Raw genomic sequence first — 15,671 nt, 5'->3', positions numbered from 1 at the left:
CGGTACGGTTGCCGAAAATATTGCTTACGGCAGTTTTGAGGCAACCGATCGAGAGATAGTAAATGCTGCTAAAATTGCGGAAGCTGACGAGTTTATCGCCCAATTGCCCGACGGTTACAAGACTATTGTGGGGGAACGCGGTCAAAAATTGTCGGGGGGACAGCGGCAGCGAATTGCTATTGCGAGGGCTGTTTTGAAGAATCCGCCGATTTTGATTCTTGACGAAGCTACTTCAGCGGTGGATAACGAGACGGAGGCGGCAATTCAGCGATCGCTCGAACGAATTACCAAAAATCGCACTACAATTGCGATCGCCCACCGTCTTTCTACTGTCCGCAATGCCGATTGTATTTGTGTCATGGAAGAGGGGCTAGTGGTAGAATCGGGGCAGCACGAACAACTTATCGAACACGATGGAGTTTATGCGTCGCTCTGGCGCGTGCAATCTGGTATAAAATAAAAACGCAGCGGTTTTGGGCATTGGCCAAACAGGTCATTGGGCATTGGTCATTGGTAATTAGTTATTCACACTCTTCTAATAACAAATAACCAATAACAAATAACCAATAACAAATAACCAATAACAAATAACCGCAAGATATTAGTTTCTACAAGCAAAGAGAGAAAATGTTTCTATTTGATAGCCCTGAGTCCAAACCCAATCCCAATAGCTGGCGCAGCAAGTTGGATACATTTGTCAAAGATAACAAACAAGAATTGGCTGCTTTGGCTTGGGGGCTATTTTTGGAGAGAGGCGAGGAAAGTGAAGATGTTTTAGGAATTGATGTTGTAGAAAAGCCGCGTTTCGTATATTTTAAAAAAGATGCGATCGAGGAATTGAACCGCCAAGTCAAAAATCACATTCAGGAAATTTTAGGAATTTTAAAAGCTCACAAACCTGAAAAAGAAGTGACAATTGTGGCGATCGGTGAAGGTGAAATCAAGCTAATTTTATTTGAACCTAAGCCCGAACCTCCTGTTTGTTTTGAGGAAGCTGCGACGGATGTCGATACATTGTTGGCTAAGCTGGAACAGCAGATGCTTGAATATATGAAATAATCCAAAAAATACAGCCCTGCCTACTTGCCGGGGCAGGCACGGGGGCAAGCCCTCCGCTTCGCCCCGGCATACTTGTACAGATTATTTAGGCTGGCTATACACCTTTCTTTTTTTTATGAGATACTTTTTTACCTGATGTTTTGTGAGGGCGATCGGGTTCTTTAACAGCATATTTTAACAGAAAATCATCAGGCTTTACTAACGCAGGCTCTGCAATATGCAAACGGCGGAAGTCCAACCAAATCTTTTCGTTTAACAGCTTCAAAGCTTGGCGGCGATCTAAGGCTGCGATCGCACCCATTACTTGACACAAATTCGATCGCAATAACTCAAGATTAAAGTCATCCACAGAAAATTGACTCACCATTGAAATCCCTGTTGCCAAATAAGCTGAATCCGGCGATATCTTTTTCGATCTTAAACCCTGAGAAACCACCTTTAGCCACACCGGATATAGTTCTAACCAATTAGCGAGTTGCAATTGATTTAATGCCATTTCCTCCATTCCCAGCGCCCCCCAAGTACAAAGCGATGTTTCAGCTAAATTAGCATCCCGATTTTGCACCGCAGACTCCCATAATTCGCCCGCATAATCCTTAAATCGAACCGCCAAAAAATCATAGGCTTCCTCAACTTTATCGGCCGCCGCAATCTTGTAAACCGTCTCACCGCGCGGCAACCTATCGCCCCGATAAGACAGCCAATTGTGAGAACCGCACAAATGTATTTTTCGATCGACTACAACTTCCTTCGCATGAGAATTTCCCAGCCAAAATACCTGCACTGCTGACAAACCTTCCCGCGTTTTAATTTCTCTCAGCTTTTGCTCGACTTGTGGCGGAATTGGTCGGGTTTCATCCTCCTGTCGCCTAGAAATACCATGACCAATTAAAATCCACACTCCCCTATTCGCCAAATTTTGAAGTAATTGAATAAACTCATTATCTACCACTTCCTTGCTCACCCAAGGAGAATAAATTAAGACTTGATGATTCCCTTTCCTCAAGGTTTCCAAAAAAGACTTCCGAATTTGACTATCCCGCAGTAAAATTACTTGGTCTTTTTCCTGACTTCCCTTAGACGCAACTTGCTCCCCCATTTCCCTCAATTCTTTAACTGTTTCAATCGCCTGTTGTTCTATTTTCTGAATTCTGGCTTCAACTTCTTGATTTCGTTGATTGAGGAGTTCTTCGCGTTCCGCAGCAATTGTTTCATCGCTCAAATGCAGCAAGTTTTGCAAAGAAACTTTGCCTTCAGTTTGCAAAATGTCAAGCAGATCGGAAGCATAGTTTAAAATTTGCTTTCCTCGTCTTACTTGCAGCTTAACTGCATCTTCAAGGGCATCAAAAATCACAAAAATTGCCACAGATTGCCAAATAGCTTGAGTCTCCTTGGTAAAATTAGCAGCAGTAATGATTTTACCATCTTCAGGAACGTGCAAGCCTAAACCCGAAGCCTGAATAATTCGTTGGAGTTCCTCAAGTCCTAACTCAGATATTTCTTGACACCGATTTTCTAGGGCAATCAAATCTTCAAAAATTGGTAGCTCGATTTGTACTTCTTCTAAAGGGGAAGATAGAAAAAATAGATTTCCCTGCAGGGGGTCGGATATCGCATAAATCTGCTTCGTTTGTGGCGGTTGCGGTACTGAACCTTCTAAGTAAAATTGTTTCCCTTGAGGAGTTAGAATAATTCTGGCATCCGGTGTTACAGCTAAAGTTTCTAAACTCCGCAAAGTCATAGCCGTATTTTGCACGAATACAGGGTCAAGCCCCAAAGCTTGTGCTAATTCATTTTCATTAGGTGTCAATTCAAGCTCGATCGCAGCGCGGAGAATAAACTCTTCAACAATGTTAAACTTACGGGGTTCGCTAATAGTAACTTCTACTGATATTTGCTCTAAACAGTAGCGAAATTGGCGGCCAGCCAGCACTGATATACCAGCGGGACTTTGCTTTTCAATTTGTTGGACAAATTCTTGTAATTGGGGGTCAATTGGTTTAGGAGATGATACTAAAAACATCAATAATTATTCCTATATAATTCAATACAGTCAAGAGAAGAGTTTTGAACCACAGAGGGCGCAGAGGGCGCAGAGGGAAGAGTATTGCGAGGGTTTTGGATGTCGTAAAAAAACCTTTTATCCCTCCCCTCTCTGTGTTCTCTGTGTTCTCTGCGGTTCAAAACTATTCTTAATATCTACTGAAATTCATCAAAAGCGTTAAGTAAACCGTTCTTTATTGTCATTCATGGTTTTATTTTCCTTCTGGATTACTTGAGTTTATGCAATATTTCCTGGGTTGTTTTAATGGACTCCTACCCATTTTAACCCAAGACGCTAGAAACATCAATCAATCCTCCATTGCGGCGCACAATATTTGCCACTTCGGAATACATACTTCCCACTTTACCTTTGTGCTTGGTAAATAGTGAATGGCATCCCACAATTATTAGCAATTCTTGAGCGCGGGAAAAGGCAACGTTTACCCGTTCTGGCTTTTTCGCAAAGCCAATATCTCCATCGGGATTGTTTCTCACCATGCTGACAATAATAATCGGGCGTTCCATGCCCTGAAATCGGTCAACAGTACCCGTTCTAATGGCAAGGGAGGGGAATTTGCGATCGCCGAGCATTTCTTCAATTCGCCTCAATTGAGCGCCGTAAAAGGTAATGATACCGATTTCTTTTTTGGGTTGTCCTTCCGCAACTTTCAGGCTCCAAACCTCCTCCATTTGTTCGCACAGAATGTCAATGGCTTCTACTTCCTTAAGATTGTACCGGGAAGTTCCCTCTAACTGCTCTTGAAATCTCTGTTCTTGTGGCATTTTTACCCACATTAGGTGATGTTCTGCTCGGATGATGTCGCCTGCTAGATTGTGCGATCGCACTTTTTCAGGCTCCACAATCCCACAACGCAGGCTATGGTCGTAAAATTGATTAATTGCTCCCATAATGTACGGGTGCATCCGATACTGAACAGTCAGCCGCCGCTTGATGCTTTCTGGTGCAGCTTCAAATTGTTTCTTAAATAAAGATTCTTCCAGAAAGCTGATATCTTCTGGTTCGATTCCCATTTCTGTCGCGATTTCTTCTAAACTCTTTTCATGTAGCATTGGCGGTAACTGGCGGTAGTCACCAATCAATACTAATTTTTTGCCTTTGAGTGCAGGAATCAGGATTTCTGGAGGCGTGCATTTGCTTACTTCGTCAATGATGACTACATCAAAGTTATTAAAATCTTTGAAACCGTAGCCCGCTACTTGGCTGCAAGTAATGCCGATGACGTTGGCGTTATCGATGTAAACTTGTCTCAATTCGCCCCGATCTTGTTCGGAGGGGCTGCGGAGTTTTGCAATCCAATCTTGAGTTAGTTTTTCATAGCCTTTGAGGTGGGATTCTTCTTGAGTGAGTTGTTGATCCCAAGCATCGAATTGTGTTTTGACTGTGCGTAAAAAGTTGATATCGTATAAGCCGCTGTCGGGGATTGGTGGCTTTAGGCGATCGGGGATATTTTGCCATGCTGACTCCCACCATTTTCGTTCAGAAATTAAATAGAATGGTATTTGTTGCTGTTGTTGCGATTGTTGAATTTGAACTTCTATTTCTTGAAGCTGATTTTGAAATTCTCGAAGTTGATTTAAGGCGTTACTAATCGTCTTTTGTAAGCTTGGTTGAATGGTTGTAAGAGACTCTTTTATTCCTCGCAGTCGCAATAAGGGATCGAGTGAGGAGATTAATTGTTCAAACTGAAGTATCTGATTTTTCCACAAATTTATTAAGTCTGATTTTTCGGAAAATCGCTCTAAAAAGAGAGAAACAATTGGTAGTGAAAGGGAAGAAGCTCGTGCAGCAAACAATCTAGCAGAATCACGTAAGTTAGTGCTAATTCCTGGCAATGCTGGAAACTTGTTCAATAGCTTCTTCCCTCTTTCTAACTTAGCTTCAGCTTCACGATCACGATTAAGAGCATCTAATTCACTTTTAGCAGTCGCTATTGCCTGCTGTTGCTTGGTTGTCGCTTGCGGATGTTCTTTAAGCTGTTGTTTTAGCTGCTGGAGTTGTTTTTCAGCTTCCGGTTGATTCTGCTCTAGCCATTGAGATATACTGGCAGCAATACCATCAATCGCTTCGGCTGCAATGGGATTTAATTCCGCATCAAAGTTGGGAATTTGCACTTCACTTTGTTTGGCAATTAAATTAGCAATTTTCGAGCGACACCTATCCAGGTTAGAACGCCAAGGCTGAGGTTTGACGGGGATACTCGCCAGTAAATCAAGGGGCAATTTAATCAAGTTATCTGTAAATATCCGCCTCTCTTGTACACATTTTTTTAACTCCTTATACACGCTATCATAAGCTGTAGATTCCCAGTTTTTTAAGGCGTTTAAAACAGAGTTCTTTGGGTTGTGTTCTAATTCCTGTTGTTGGTTCAGCCAGTTTCGCACACTAACAGCAATACCACTAATAATTTCTTTGGCTACTACGTCCAGTTGGGGATCAACAAGAGAATTTTGCTTGGCTTCACTTTTGCTTAAATTAGCAATTTTTGATTTGCACCGATCGAGATGCGATCGCCACGGTGCGGGATTAGCCTTGACAAATGACACCACGTCCAGCGGTAATTGAATTAGATCGTCTGTAAAGACTCGATTAGTGTCTGCACATTGCTTCATCGCTGCATAAACGCGATCGTAAGCGGTGGATTTCCACTGGTCTATTTTAGTTCTGACTGCAACAATTCTTAATTTTCTGTTTTCCAAACTTTTGATACTTTCCTCTAGATTTTTCAGCTTGGTAAGACTTTGCTGATAATTTGTTTCCAAAAGTTGAACGGCGGCTGACTTCTCACGGAACACTTGTGCAGCTTGATCGGCTTCTCTGAGGGATGACATCGCATCTTGGAAATGAGACAATGACATCTGAATTTGTGGAAGACCTTGAGCTTTTAACCAAGCCACTAAAGGAAAATGATTAAACCGTAAATAGTAAGGAATTTGAAGATTCATTTCGGTAGCTAGAGTAACCGCTCTTTCAACTTTTACCTTGAAGCTTTCTTCAGAAAGATACCCCAATCTAAGGTCTTTGGTACTGTCGCAGAGTTTTATAGCTGCTGTCAATAAATTACTTACTGCTACATCTTCCCAATTAATTGAAGGTTGAGATATTAGCAATTCCAAACCAGGCAGGATATATTCAACAATTTCGCGCTGTTTAGCTTCCGATTCTTCACAGACACTTTCATGCGCCCTACAGGTTTCCTCTAACTCTACCTTGCGCGATCGCAACTCCTTGTAACTTTCTTGTAACTTTTCCTCTGCTCGCAAATACGCATCAAACCGCTCGGAATCTGCCAACAAGTTATTGAAAAACTCTATATCTTCCCGCTGTTTTGCCAACCGCTGCTCGCAGTCATCAGCCGTATTTCTCAGCCAATTGCCAATTACTTTATCTTCCACAAATGGCAAACCTTCCTCTTCAACTCGCTCCGCGCGCCCCTTTCGCAAAGCGCGAATAACAGGACTATGAATTAACCGACTCAACGCATTATCAACAGCTAAATTTGCTTGAGAAGCAATTAAAGTCCTCCCGCCCCGCAGCGCAACTTGATAGGAAATTTCAGCGATGACTGTTGTTTTCCCCGTTCCTGGCGGGCCTTGAATTAGCGCTAAATCGGGTGCAGATAAGACGGCTTCTACTGCTGCAACTTGGTCGGCATTTGCCCCTGACAGCAACAAATCCTCTGGTTTCAGTTTAACAGTTGTTTGTGGGTTTCTTGCCTGAGAAGCATCGAAGAAAAACTCGCCTACATAGGGATTCTGAGCAATTCCCTTTTGCAAATCGTCTAAAGCTTTTTTCTGCCGTTTAATTTGAGTTAAATCTCCCGCAGCCTCGAAAGACAAAAAGCCTGTTCTCGGCAATTGATAGTTTCCTTCTCCTATTTTTTCTACTAACTCAGCATCCAGTCTCACCCGGATAAATCCCTTTGCTTTGTCAACCTCTTCGATCGAGCCTAATAAAATTGCCTGCCACTTGAAAAGCTGTGGGACAGATTCTCGATTGTCGGATGTGCGATCGTCTTGCTCGCGGATTTCTTCAACTCGAACTACAAGTTTTATATCTTCATTTCTAGCCTTAGCTGCTCTTGTCCAAAAGTCATCTTGTTTAAGAGCGGTTCCTGATGATTTGTCGAGTTGCGCTAGAGATGCGTTAATCTCAAAAGTGATTTTGCGGGTAGCAGAGCCGTAATTATGACCGAAAAAAGGTACGAAAAATTCTCGCGTTTTAGCAATTCGCTCTTCTATCTTTAAAAAGGCTTTCCAAGCTTTTAACTGTTCTTCGGTTGGCACGCACTCGCCGCAAAATGGAACTGTTTTTATGCGATCGAAAGCCGCATTAGATACGGGCATTCGAGACTGGCGATCGAGGTGCAGTCCCAGGGAAAAAAGAACGGAAAATCCGTCATGATATCCCCGTTCTGGAGATACTAAACGAGCTGAAAGCAACCGCAAGTTATTATATCTATCTTCTGTTACCAGAGCTAACAAACTTAAGGTTTTTTGCCGTTGTTTCAGAATTTCTGGTAAGTTTGCTGTTTCGATATCTGTGGCGATCGCCAGTTCCCATTTTTCTTCGCCCGGTGATTCTCCCGGCTCTTTGCGACGGACGTAGAAAGGCCTGGGTTCGTCTCCGAGAATATCTGAAAGCAATTCGGCGGCACGATCGCGCCGATCGCTAAATTCAGGATACTTTAACAGAGCGTTTTTACCTTCTAGTTCGCGGATTAGGTTATCTGTCGCCCGATCGCCCAAAAACCGATAGCCCCAATTTTCATTATTATTTATAGGCTCTGTTGCAGTTGGCGATGAAAAAATAGATAGATTATTACTGATTTGAGGTGCTGTAACAATTGCCGAAATTTCTATTAAAAATTGCTGGTTAGATGCTTGCAAAACAATAGAGCCAGATAGGTTAGTTCCGGGGGGAATATCTTGGGAATTGAGGATAATATCTAGTTTTTGCAAGCCGCAAGAAAGGTAAGGCTGCTGTACTTTTAACCAAGGGTGAGAGCAGGAAACATTGCAGTCGCCACCGAGTTGCAGTTGCTCGGTTCGCTGCAAGTATCGGTTAGTTTGGATTTCGCCGAAGCCGACGGCGGCGGGGATATCCCAGCTTGCTCCGGGCCATTGGACGTTGGGAGCGCTTCCCAAACATCTTACTCTATCTAAAACTGGCGCGGTATGCGGTGCGGCGGCGATCGCAACTTCTCCCGTATTGCCACCCACAGTCCGCTCAACGCTCAAGTTTTCCAGTTTCACACCGGGGACTGCGATTCTCAAAACAGGTTCGTCAGCGGCAAAAATGACGGTGTTTTCTCCTTCCCCCCGCAGCGCGATCGCTTTTTCAATGGTAAATGGCCCCTTATATTCCCCTGCTGTCAAAGCGATCTCATATCCATCTTTAACAATTGTCAATAACTCACCAAAGTTGTCGGGATCTGCGGAGAAAGTAGGCATAGATACTTCTGGGGGCGATCGGGAAGTTGATTTTTGGGTTTCTGAAGTTAACTACAGTTTAACACTGTTTAATTACGGTTAACATACTCACCGCACTTTGGAAGCGATTCCCTACCCTACCCTACGGGAACCGCTACGGGGAACGGGAACTGCTAAGGAGAAAGGGATAGCTTCGCTTCACGCCCGGTTTGCCTACGGAAAATGAAACAGTTACATAAAGATAAGAAAGCCTGCAAACCCTCTCCGGCTGTTAATCGCGATCGATCGACCTTAATTTTTATGCCATCAAAGCAACCAAGAATCAAAATAACCAACAGGCGGCGAATCGTCATGCAAAACTTGAGCTTTATCTAAATTAGGTATAATTTCAGCTAATTCTGAACCTACTCTAATATCGATCGCCCTATCGATTAAGGAAAACGAAAATTCATGCCCATCTTGCAAATATTTTGCTCTGGAAACAATGTCTTCTTTCTCTAAAATAGGGCCGTTAGTCCCAATCAAAACACTGTTAATGTCCTTCCAAGGAGACACGTACACCTGAGAAAACACGCTTTGAAAAGTCTTCACCTTTTCGGCAAAAAACTCATCTCTTTGCAGCAGATTTACCAGCACAACTCCCTCGCTTGACAAGTGTTTTTCGCAGAGTTGATAAAATTCTTTGGTAGCCAGCCGGTGCGGAGAGTAACCGTTGCCACAAAACACGTCGGTCATAATTATATCGTACTTAATATCTGGATTTTGCTGTTCTAGATATTCTCTCCCATCCTGGATTGTGACGCTGAGTCGGCTGTCAAACTGCACTCCAAAACACTTTGTGGCTGCTGAAATCGCGATCGGGTCTACATCAGCACATTCTATAACAATTTCCGGCAAATAATGGTGCAGGACTAACGGAATTCTGGCACCGCCAAACCCAGCTATATAAACTTTTTTAGGTTGATTTTGCCAAACTAAACCCAACATCATCGCTTGGGTATATTCAGAAACTAAATGCAGGGGATTGTTGAGGTCGATGACAGATTGCAATAAATCTGTATGCAAATTCACTTTCTCTACCAAAGAGAATTTAATTTTATTTTTATCTTTCTTAACTGTAACATAGTGAACTCCCGACTCTTGGCAAAAAATCACTCCATCCGGCTGTTGTTGCACCCAAGCCAGCCGCTGTTGAATATTCCCTAAATTGAGAGTTTGCCAGTTTTTTTGTTGGTCAATCATTAATTTTAATTTTTATGGCACACACGGGCAGTCAGAAACCGGGTTTTTTACAAAAATTCTGCTTCGCAGTCGGCATATTCAACAAAAAACCCGGTTTCTTTAGTTTGATTAAGCAGGCTGTACGCGCTTGTAAGTCACTAACTCCAAACCCGAAATCGAAAAATCAACTTTTTCCCACTCTTGCTTGTCACCTTCCAAATTTTCAAACGCGGAGGAGGTGAGCAAAATCTCTCCCCGTTGGGCCAAATCCTCTCCCAGCTTCGATGCCAGATTAAATTCCGATCCGTACATATCCTCTCCTTCCAGCATCAAAACATCGCCGCTACCAATCCCAATGCAGAGGTAAATATCCATTTCCGGTGGCAGAGTCGTGTTGAGGGCCGCCGTTTGTTTCAGAGAGTCGATCGCAGATTCCACAGCAGATTTTACATTAGGAAACACTGCAAAAATATTGTCTGCTTCTTCCTTAACGACACGGCCTCCGCATTCGGCAATTATCGGTTTGACAATTGCCTGCATTCGGTGAATCATCGCCAGAAAATGAATGATTCCGTAGCGGACTGTCGTTCGCGAAAATCCCGACATATCGATTACCAAAATTGCGTGATTTTGGCAGAAAGTGGCATTTATTTCCGCATCAATTTCTGCGGCTTTTTCGGGACGTTCGTTTCTTTGTTGCAGTAACTTTTGCAAATAAGCGCGGTTATTTGTTTTCATTGTATTTTAATTAAATTCCCAATCGCGACACAGTTCTTGAGGGCGACCAGCGGGATGCACCGCACAATTGATACTGTCCTTACCGTAATAATAATCGCAGACTTTGCAAGGTTGAGTTTTCTCTAATTTTTTAATCAAAATTGCCCGTATTTTCTGAACTCGATTTCGATACTTGTTGGCATTCGAGTGACTCGGTTCCATTGCCAAAGCTTGCTCGAAAGCAGCCAAACTCGATTCGTACAATTTAAGAATTTGGGCGAAATATTTTGTCCAAGCATCGGCGCGACTTTGATAGAGTTCGACCGTATTTAAGTTTAAAATTCCGTATTCCGTCCAAGCGTCCGCCGAAGCTCGATCGAACTTGATATTGGCATTTAGCAACACTTTTTTGATGGTCTCCAAAAGTTCTCTGGGCTGCCAAGGTTTGCTAACATAAGCCTCGGCGCGATCGATCGCCCTGGAAAAAAAAGCTAACTGCTGTCCCTTCCCGGTTAAAAATATTACTGGTATATTCCGAGTTTCGGGATTGGCTTTAATTAAACGGCAAACGCCGTAGCCGTCCATGCGAGGCATCACGATATCCAATAATACTAAATCCGGGTAACTCCGCTCAACTCGATCCAGTGCTTCCACACCGTCAGATGCTTGAATTACATTCAATCCGCTGCATCTCAACTGATGCGAAATGCACTCTCGCTGGCTGCGGGAATCTTCCACCACTAAAACTGTACTCATCACTCCACACCTGGTTTCTGAGGTAAACTTGTTCGCTGCTTGAAGTTGTCATTGCTGAAATTATTTTACCCGCATTGGATATTTTTATTGCGCTGGGAAACTAAACTTAGTCAAATTGCAACAAATCTTAAACAGGGGAGCGAAGATGATACTTATCAGAAAATGCTGGTTGCTAATATTTACAATACCCGGACAATTATTCGAGGTTGAGGTGGCAAATATTTGGCTTTTAAGCCTTAATCAGGGCAAAATGTAGTTATGTCCGACTAAAATATTGTTGAATTGCCACAGATAATCGGCTACTGTGTACGTTGAAGTTCTTAAGGACGACAAATGAATCGATTGCTCCTCACTTTACTGGTAAGTCCGACGCTGTTTGGATCTGTGATGTCTTTGAGCGCGATCGCCAATCCCGCTCAAATTGGCGAAACACCAAGCCAATCGGCTGATTCACCCCGCTGCGCGCGATCGCCCCACACTCAGCGTCTGACTTGCGTCCGCCTTCCACGCAAAGCTGCTGCTGCTAATTCTAAACCAAGAATCAGTTGGCAGCGCCCGAATGAAGAACCCGTGGCGATGCTGGATTTTACGGAAGAAGAAAGCGATGCAGCGGTGGCGTTGTTTGGCTGCGACTGTCAGTTGTGCATCAACTCGCTGCGACAGTTGCGGGGTTTGCCGCCTCTGGATCTAACTTGAGGGCGGTCTGATAGCATTGGGAGTCAGGCTCAAAAACCAGGTTTCCGCTGCGCGATTTTGAGTACCTTTAGCTTTCTCAGTGTTATCAACAGTCCTGGACGCACTAGACAAAAAAAACCCGGTTTCTCATTGTCGCGATCGTATATGACCAAATTACGTGAAAAAATCGGGTTTTTGCATCCCGGACTGATATAAATTGCCGTCAATTTCTTCCATAATTTATATAAATTTTGTAGCTTTAAAAATCGGGTCTGCTTTTTGTGGCTTCTACCGCTCTTGCCCGCAATATAATTACCAATGTTTATGGAACAGTTCCTAGAGAAACTTGGGTTTTAGCGATGAGTTACTCCTGGAAGTTTCCGCAACACACTCTACTTTTTAGCGAGAATTTGTTTAATTTGAGCAGTAGCTCGATCGATCTTTTATAAAACGATCGCTTCTACACCAAAAACCCGAGCTAAAATATCAGCATCTCAGACTTTTTCAGGAGTTTCTACAAAAAAAATCACATCAATCTAACATAGCAATTCGAGAGCTGATTAACAGCAGCGCCTCGGTGCAGAAATCATTGCCAAAATTTAGTATAACTCATTAGGACAGCCTCAAAAAAAACTGAAAAAGCAACTGTTAATAGGATATCTAAATTTACGAGTAAAGCTGCCTGAAAAACTCGATTTTTGAGCAAAATTTTTAGCAAATTCACTTTGTAGAGTAGAATTAGGTAATGATTTAGGGTAAAATCCTATGGTAAATAAGTTTTATGCCTAAAACTTAATTTCTCAAGCAACCAGCCAAAAACCATGAAAGCTCAAGTCTTTTCTCTGTTAGTTACCCTACTTTTAGCATCTGGCTGTGCCAAGCAGCCCCCAACGGCTGCCACTTCACCGAAACCAGATGCCGCCAACAATTCACAAAAAATTACTACCGCCAATCCCGAAGACAGTAAAAAAGAAGTTGCAGCCGCCACACAAAAATGGATAGATACGGTGACATCGGGGAAACCAAATGTTGTTGACGAAGTTGTGAAATTATACAGTCCCAATGCTCTGCTTTGGGCGACAGTCTCTAAACAAAAGCGAGATACTTCGCAGGAAATTAGGGATTATTTTGAAGTATTTGCCAAACTGCCTGAATTGAAGGCCGAAGGCTATAAACCAGTGATTAGAGTCTACGATAATGTGGCAATTAATAGCGGTTACTACACTTTCACTTATCGAACTAAAAACAACAAAAAAACTGTGGTACCCGCCCGATATACCTTTGTTTACGCTAAGGGTAATGACGGTAAATGGATGATTGTTGAACATCATTCTTCTGCGATTCCTCAGCCTCCTAAAAACTTGAAGGCTGCCGTTGATTAGTTAGCATTTTTTCTGAATTTTTTAATAGAGATTAAATAGTTATTAATTAAATCAGAAAGTAAAATACTCAGGACAGTTTTCGACCGTCGCCAACAGTACAGTGCGGGTTTCAGCGGCGGGCAAAAATACATTCCTGAGTATTGGGTTGATAGATATTTCTCAAACAAAACTAAAGAAAATAGAGTCATATTTGAAACCCATCTTTTTACTTTCTTTTCTTTCCCTCTCTCTGCGCCCTCTGCGCCCTCTGCGGTTCCTTAAAAAAAATATCAAAGAAACCGGGTTTTTTAGCCAATCTACCAACTACAACCAATAATTTTAGCAAAAAACTAGGCGATCGATCGCACTTGCTGCTAGGCTGCTACAATGAAATATACAATATTAGCAAATTCAACCGCTACTCGAAATCATGTCCGCAAATACCGCGCTACCCCCAGCCCTAGCTAAAATCGTCCAGCGCTTTCAGCGACACTCCGATCCAAAACAGCGCTACGAACAACTGCTGTGGTATGCCAAGCGACTCCCAGCATTTACCGAAAGCGATAAACTCCCAGAAAACAAAGTTTCTGGCTGCGTATCGCAAGTTTATATTACCGCAAATTTGACCGACGGAAAAGTTTTGTATCAAGGCGATTCTGACGCTCAGTTAGTCAAAGGATTAGTTGGCTTGCTAGTGGAAGGTTTGAGCGGATTAACTCCTGCTGAAATTGTCAATATCACTCCTGATTTCATTCAAGATACGGGATTGAATGTCAGCCTGACACCTTCCCGCGCTAACGGCTTTTACAACATATTTCAAATGATGAAAAATAAGGCACTGGCTTGCGAATTGAGAGCGCAAGCTGAAGCAAATTAACAGGAAAAAAAGCCGTGACTCAGACGACAAATTTAACCGCAACTAATTTAGCAACTATCCCCCGAAACTTCAAGAATATCTCTGGAACTGGAAACAAACGCAAATCAAAGTTATTTACGAAACCCGAGGACAGGGCAATCCAGTATTGCTGCTGCCAGCATTCAGTACGGTTTCGACGCGAGAAGAAATGCGTACGATCGCCCTTAATCGGTCAATTCCTGTACAAACTGAATACTGCGCCCTCATTCCTGAGTTTGATGTACCAGCGGTTAAGTCTTTTATTTAAGCTGGCCTTTATATGGGCGGGCTAGGAGCAACGGCCCACAAGAAAATTCCATTTTTGTGGAACAGGCCGGAGAGCCTGTTCTTGAAATGCTATTGGGTTAGATAGATATAAACTAATGAATTTATTCCGATTTTTGACCTTAAAATTATTAGTAATAACAGCTGCGTTTTTGATAAGTTGGTTTGCCTTTTCTTTGCCAGTATATTCTGTGGGATATCCGCAGTTTGCTGATTCACAAAAAAGTATCATTGAAAGTGCGATCGACTTTCACATCCATTCTTCTCCTGATGTGATTCCCCGTAGGTTAGATGATTTTGAGGTAGCTAAATTTGCCGCCAGCGCGCACATGAAAGCAGTTGTCTTAAAAAATCACTATGGCAGCACGGCAGCGCGGGCAGTTTTGGTTAATAAAATAGTACCAGAAATCCAAGTTTTCGGGGGAGTAGTTCTCAATCATTCTGCAGGAGGCATCAATCCCGACGCTGTAGAAGCAATGCACCGCATCGGCCGCAAATACGGTAAAGTAGTGTGGCTGCCAACAGTTGATGCTGCCAATCATTTAAAGGTTTTTCACAAGTCTGGAATCGGGATTAAAGTAGCAGAAAACGGCAAAATTTTACCGGAAACTGCAGCCGTACTCAAGATTGTAGCTAGAGATAATTTAGTGTTGGAAACTGGTCATATTTCCTCAGAAGAAGTGATGGCAGTTGTAGCTGAAGCCAACCTTCTCAACATTAAAAACATCCTGATTACCCACGCAATGGCCGATGTACCCGGTTTGTCCCTAGAAAATCTGCAAACAGCAGCCCAAATGGGAGCTTTTCTAGAACTAGCATTTGTTAACGATTTGATGGGAGAAAATGCCGCAGACGAGGGACACAGAAACTGGCATCACGTTTCAATTAATCAGATGGTAGCAGCGATTAAACTAATCGGAGCGGAGCATTTTGTTCTGAGTACAGATTTGGGAAGAAAACCCGATCCTTTACCTACGGAAGGTTACAAATTATTTGTCAAAAAGTTGATTGGTGAAGGTATTTCTCAACCTGAAATTGATTTAATGATGAAGCAAAATCCCGCTCGCTTGTTAGGAATTTAGAATTGGGAATTGTTAGCTGTTGACTTTTAGCTGTTGGCTGTTGGCTGTTGACTGTTGTTATTTGTTATTTGTTATTAGTTATTTGTTAGCAGCAACCAATAACTAATAACTAATAACTAATGACTA

Annotated in this window: 11 protein-coding genes; 6 read left to right on the top strand and 5 right to left on the bottom strand. The window is 42.7% G+C overall.

The window, feature by feature from the left end:
• Both IQ270_RS00455 and IQ270_RS00450 read left to right on the top strand, forming a co-directional pair.
• Window positions 1-460: ATP-binding cassette domain-containing protein (locus IQ270_RS00455; RefSeq protein WP_193970891.1), on the top strand; the 460-nt coding region annotated here is incomplete at its 5' end.
• Between the two features lie 167 nt (window positions 461-627).
• Complete coding sequence (locus IQ270_RS00450; RefSeq protein WP_193970889.1) at window positions 628-1,059, top strand: hypothetical protein; 432 nt, start codon at window positions 628-630, stop codon at window positions 1,057-1,059.
• Window positions 1,060-1,153: 94 nt separating this feature from the next.
• Here the strand turns inward: IQ270_RS00450 and IQ270_RS00445 are convergent, their stop codons facing one another.
• The 5 genes from IQ270_RS00445 to IQ270_RS00425 form a co-directional block, all read right to left on the bottom strand.
• A complete protein-coding gene (locus IQ270_RS00445; RefSeq protein WP_193970887.1) occupies window positions 1,154-3,082 on the bottom strand; it encodes a hypothetical protein in 1,929 nt (642 codons plus the stop codon).
• Window positions 3,083-3,384: 302 nt separating this feature from the next.
• Window positions 3,385-8,574: an AAA domain-containing protein gene (locus tag IQ270_RS00440; RefSeq protein ID WP_193970885.1), complete on the bottom strand. Its 5,190-nt coding sequence runs from the start codon at window positions 8,572-8,574 to the stop codon at window positions 3,385-3,387.
• A 285-nt stretch (window positions 8,575-8,859) separates the two neighbouring features.
• The gene (locus IQ270_RS00435; protein WP_193970883.1) at window positions 8,860-9,795 is read right to left on the bottom strand and encodes a spermidine synthase; all 936 of its coding nucleotides are present in this window, start codon (window positions 9,793-9,795) and stop codon (window positions 8,860-8,862) included.
• A gap of 108 nt (window positions 9,796-9,903) precedes the next feature.
• On the bottom strand, window positions 9,904-10,512 hold the full coding sequence (locus tag IQ270_RS00430) for an adenylate/guanylate cyclase domain-containing protein (protein WP_193970881.1): 609 nt from the start codon (window positions 10,510-10,512) through the stop codon (window positions 9,904-9,906).
• A gap of 6 nt (window positions 10,513-10,518) precedes the next feature.
• Entirely contained in the window at window positions 10,519-11,247 is a 729-nt protein-coding gene (locus tag IQ270_RS00425; protein ID WP_193970879.1) for a PleD family two-component system response regulator, read from the bottom strand.
• 333 nt (window positions 11,248-11,580) lie between these two features.
• On the opposite strand from IQ270_RS00425, the gene IQ270_RS00420 reads away from it, so the two are divergent.
• The 4 genes from IQ270_RS00420 (at window position 11,581) to IQ270_RS00405 (ending at window position 15,545) form a co-directional block, all read left to right on the top strand.
• Complete coding sequence (locus IQ270_RS00420; RefSeq protein ID WP_193970877.1) at window positions 11,581-11,943, top strand: hypothetical protein; 363 nt, start codon at window positions 11,581-11,583, stop codon at window positions 11,941-11,943.
• A gap of 800 nt (window positions 11,944-12,743) precedes the next feature.
• Window positions 12,744-13,304: an SgcJ/EcaC family oxidoreductase gene (locus tag IQ270_RS00415; protein WP_193970875.1), complete on the top strand. Its 561-nt coding sequence runs from the start codon at window positions 12,744-12,746 to the stop codon at window positions 13,302-13,304.
• A 409-nt stretch (window positions 13,305-13,713) separates the two neighbouring features.
• Window positions 13,714-14,160, top strand: a complete 447-nt coding sequence (locus IQ270_RS00410; protein ID WP_193970873.1) for a SufE family protein — start codon at window positions 13,714-13,716, stop codon at window positions 14,158-14,160.
• A 479-nt stretch (window positions 14,161-14,639) separates the two neighbouring features.
• A complete protein-coding gene (locus tag IQ270_RS00405; protein ID WP_228055967.1) occupies window positions 14,640-15,545 on the top strand; it encodes a DUF6282 family protein in 906 nt (301 codons plus the stop codon).
• Window positions 15,546-15,671 lie beyond the last annotated feature (126 nt).

This window comes from Microcoleus sp. LEGE 07076, from assembly GCF_015207455.1.
In the GTDB taxonomy this organism is placed as follows: domain Bacteria; phylum Cyanobacteriota; class Cyanobacteriia; order Cyanobacteriales; family Microcoleaceae; genus Microcoleus.
Note: the sequence above shows the minus strand (reverse complement) of the source record. Positions and strands in the feature narration are given on the sequence as shown.

Coding starts and splice junctions, on each gene's coding strand:
- IQ270_RS00450 (WP_193970889.1), top strand. CDS start 628: ATGTTTCTATTTGATAGCCCTGAGTCCAAACCCAATCCCAATAGCTGG.
- IQ270_RS00445 (WP_193970887.1), bottom strand. CDS start 3,082: ATGTTTTTAGTATCATCTCCTAAACCAATTGACCCCCAATTACAAGAA.
- IQ270_RS00440 (WP_193970885.1), bottom strand. CDS start 8,574: ATGCCTACTTTCTCCGCAGATCCCGACAACTTTGGTGAGTTATTGACA.
- IQ270_RS00435 (WP_193970883.1), bottom strand. CDS start 9,795: ATGATTGACCAACAAAAAAACTGGCAAACTCTCAATTTAGGGAATATT.
- IQ270_RS00430 (WP_193970881.1), bottom strand. CDS start 10,512: ATGAAAACAAATAACCGCGCTTATTTGCAAAAGTTACTGCAACAAAGA.
- IQ270_RS00425 (WP_193970879.1), bottom strand. CDS start 11,247: ATGAGTACAGTTTTAGTGGTGGAAGATTCCCGCAGCCAGCGAGAGTGC.
- IQ270_RS00420 (WP_193970877.1), top strand. CDS start 11,581: ATGAATCGATTGCTCCTCACTTTACTGGTAAGTCCGACGCTGTTTGGA.
- IQ270_RS00415 (WP_193970875.1), top strand. CDS start 12,744: ATGAAAGCTCAAGTCTTTTCTCTGTTAGTTACCCTACTTTTAGCATCT.
- IQ270_RS00410 (WP_193970873.1), top strand. CDS start 13,714: ATGTCCGCAAATACCGCGCTACCCCCAGCCCTAGCTAAAATCGTCCAG.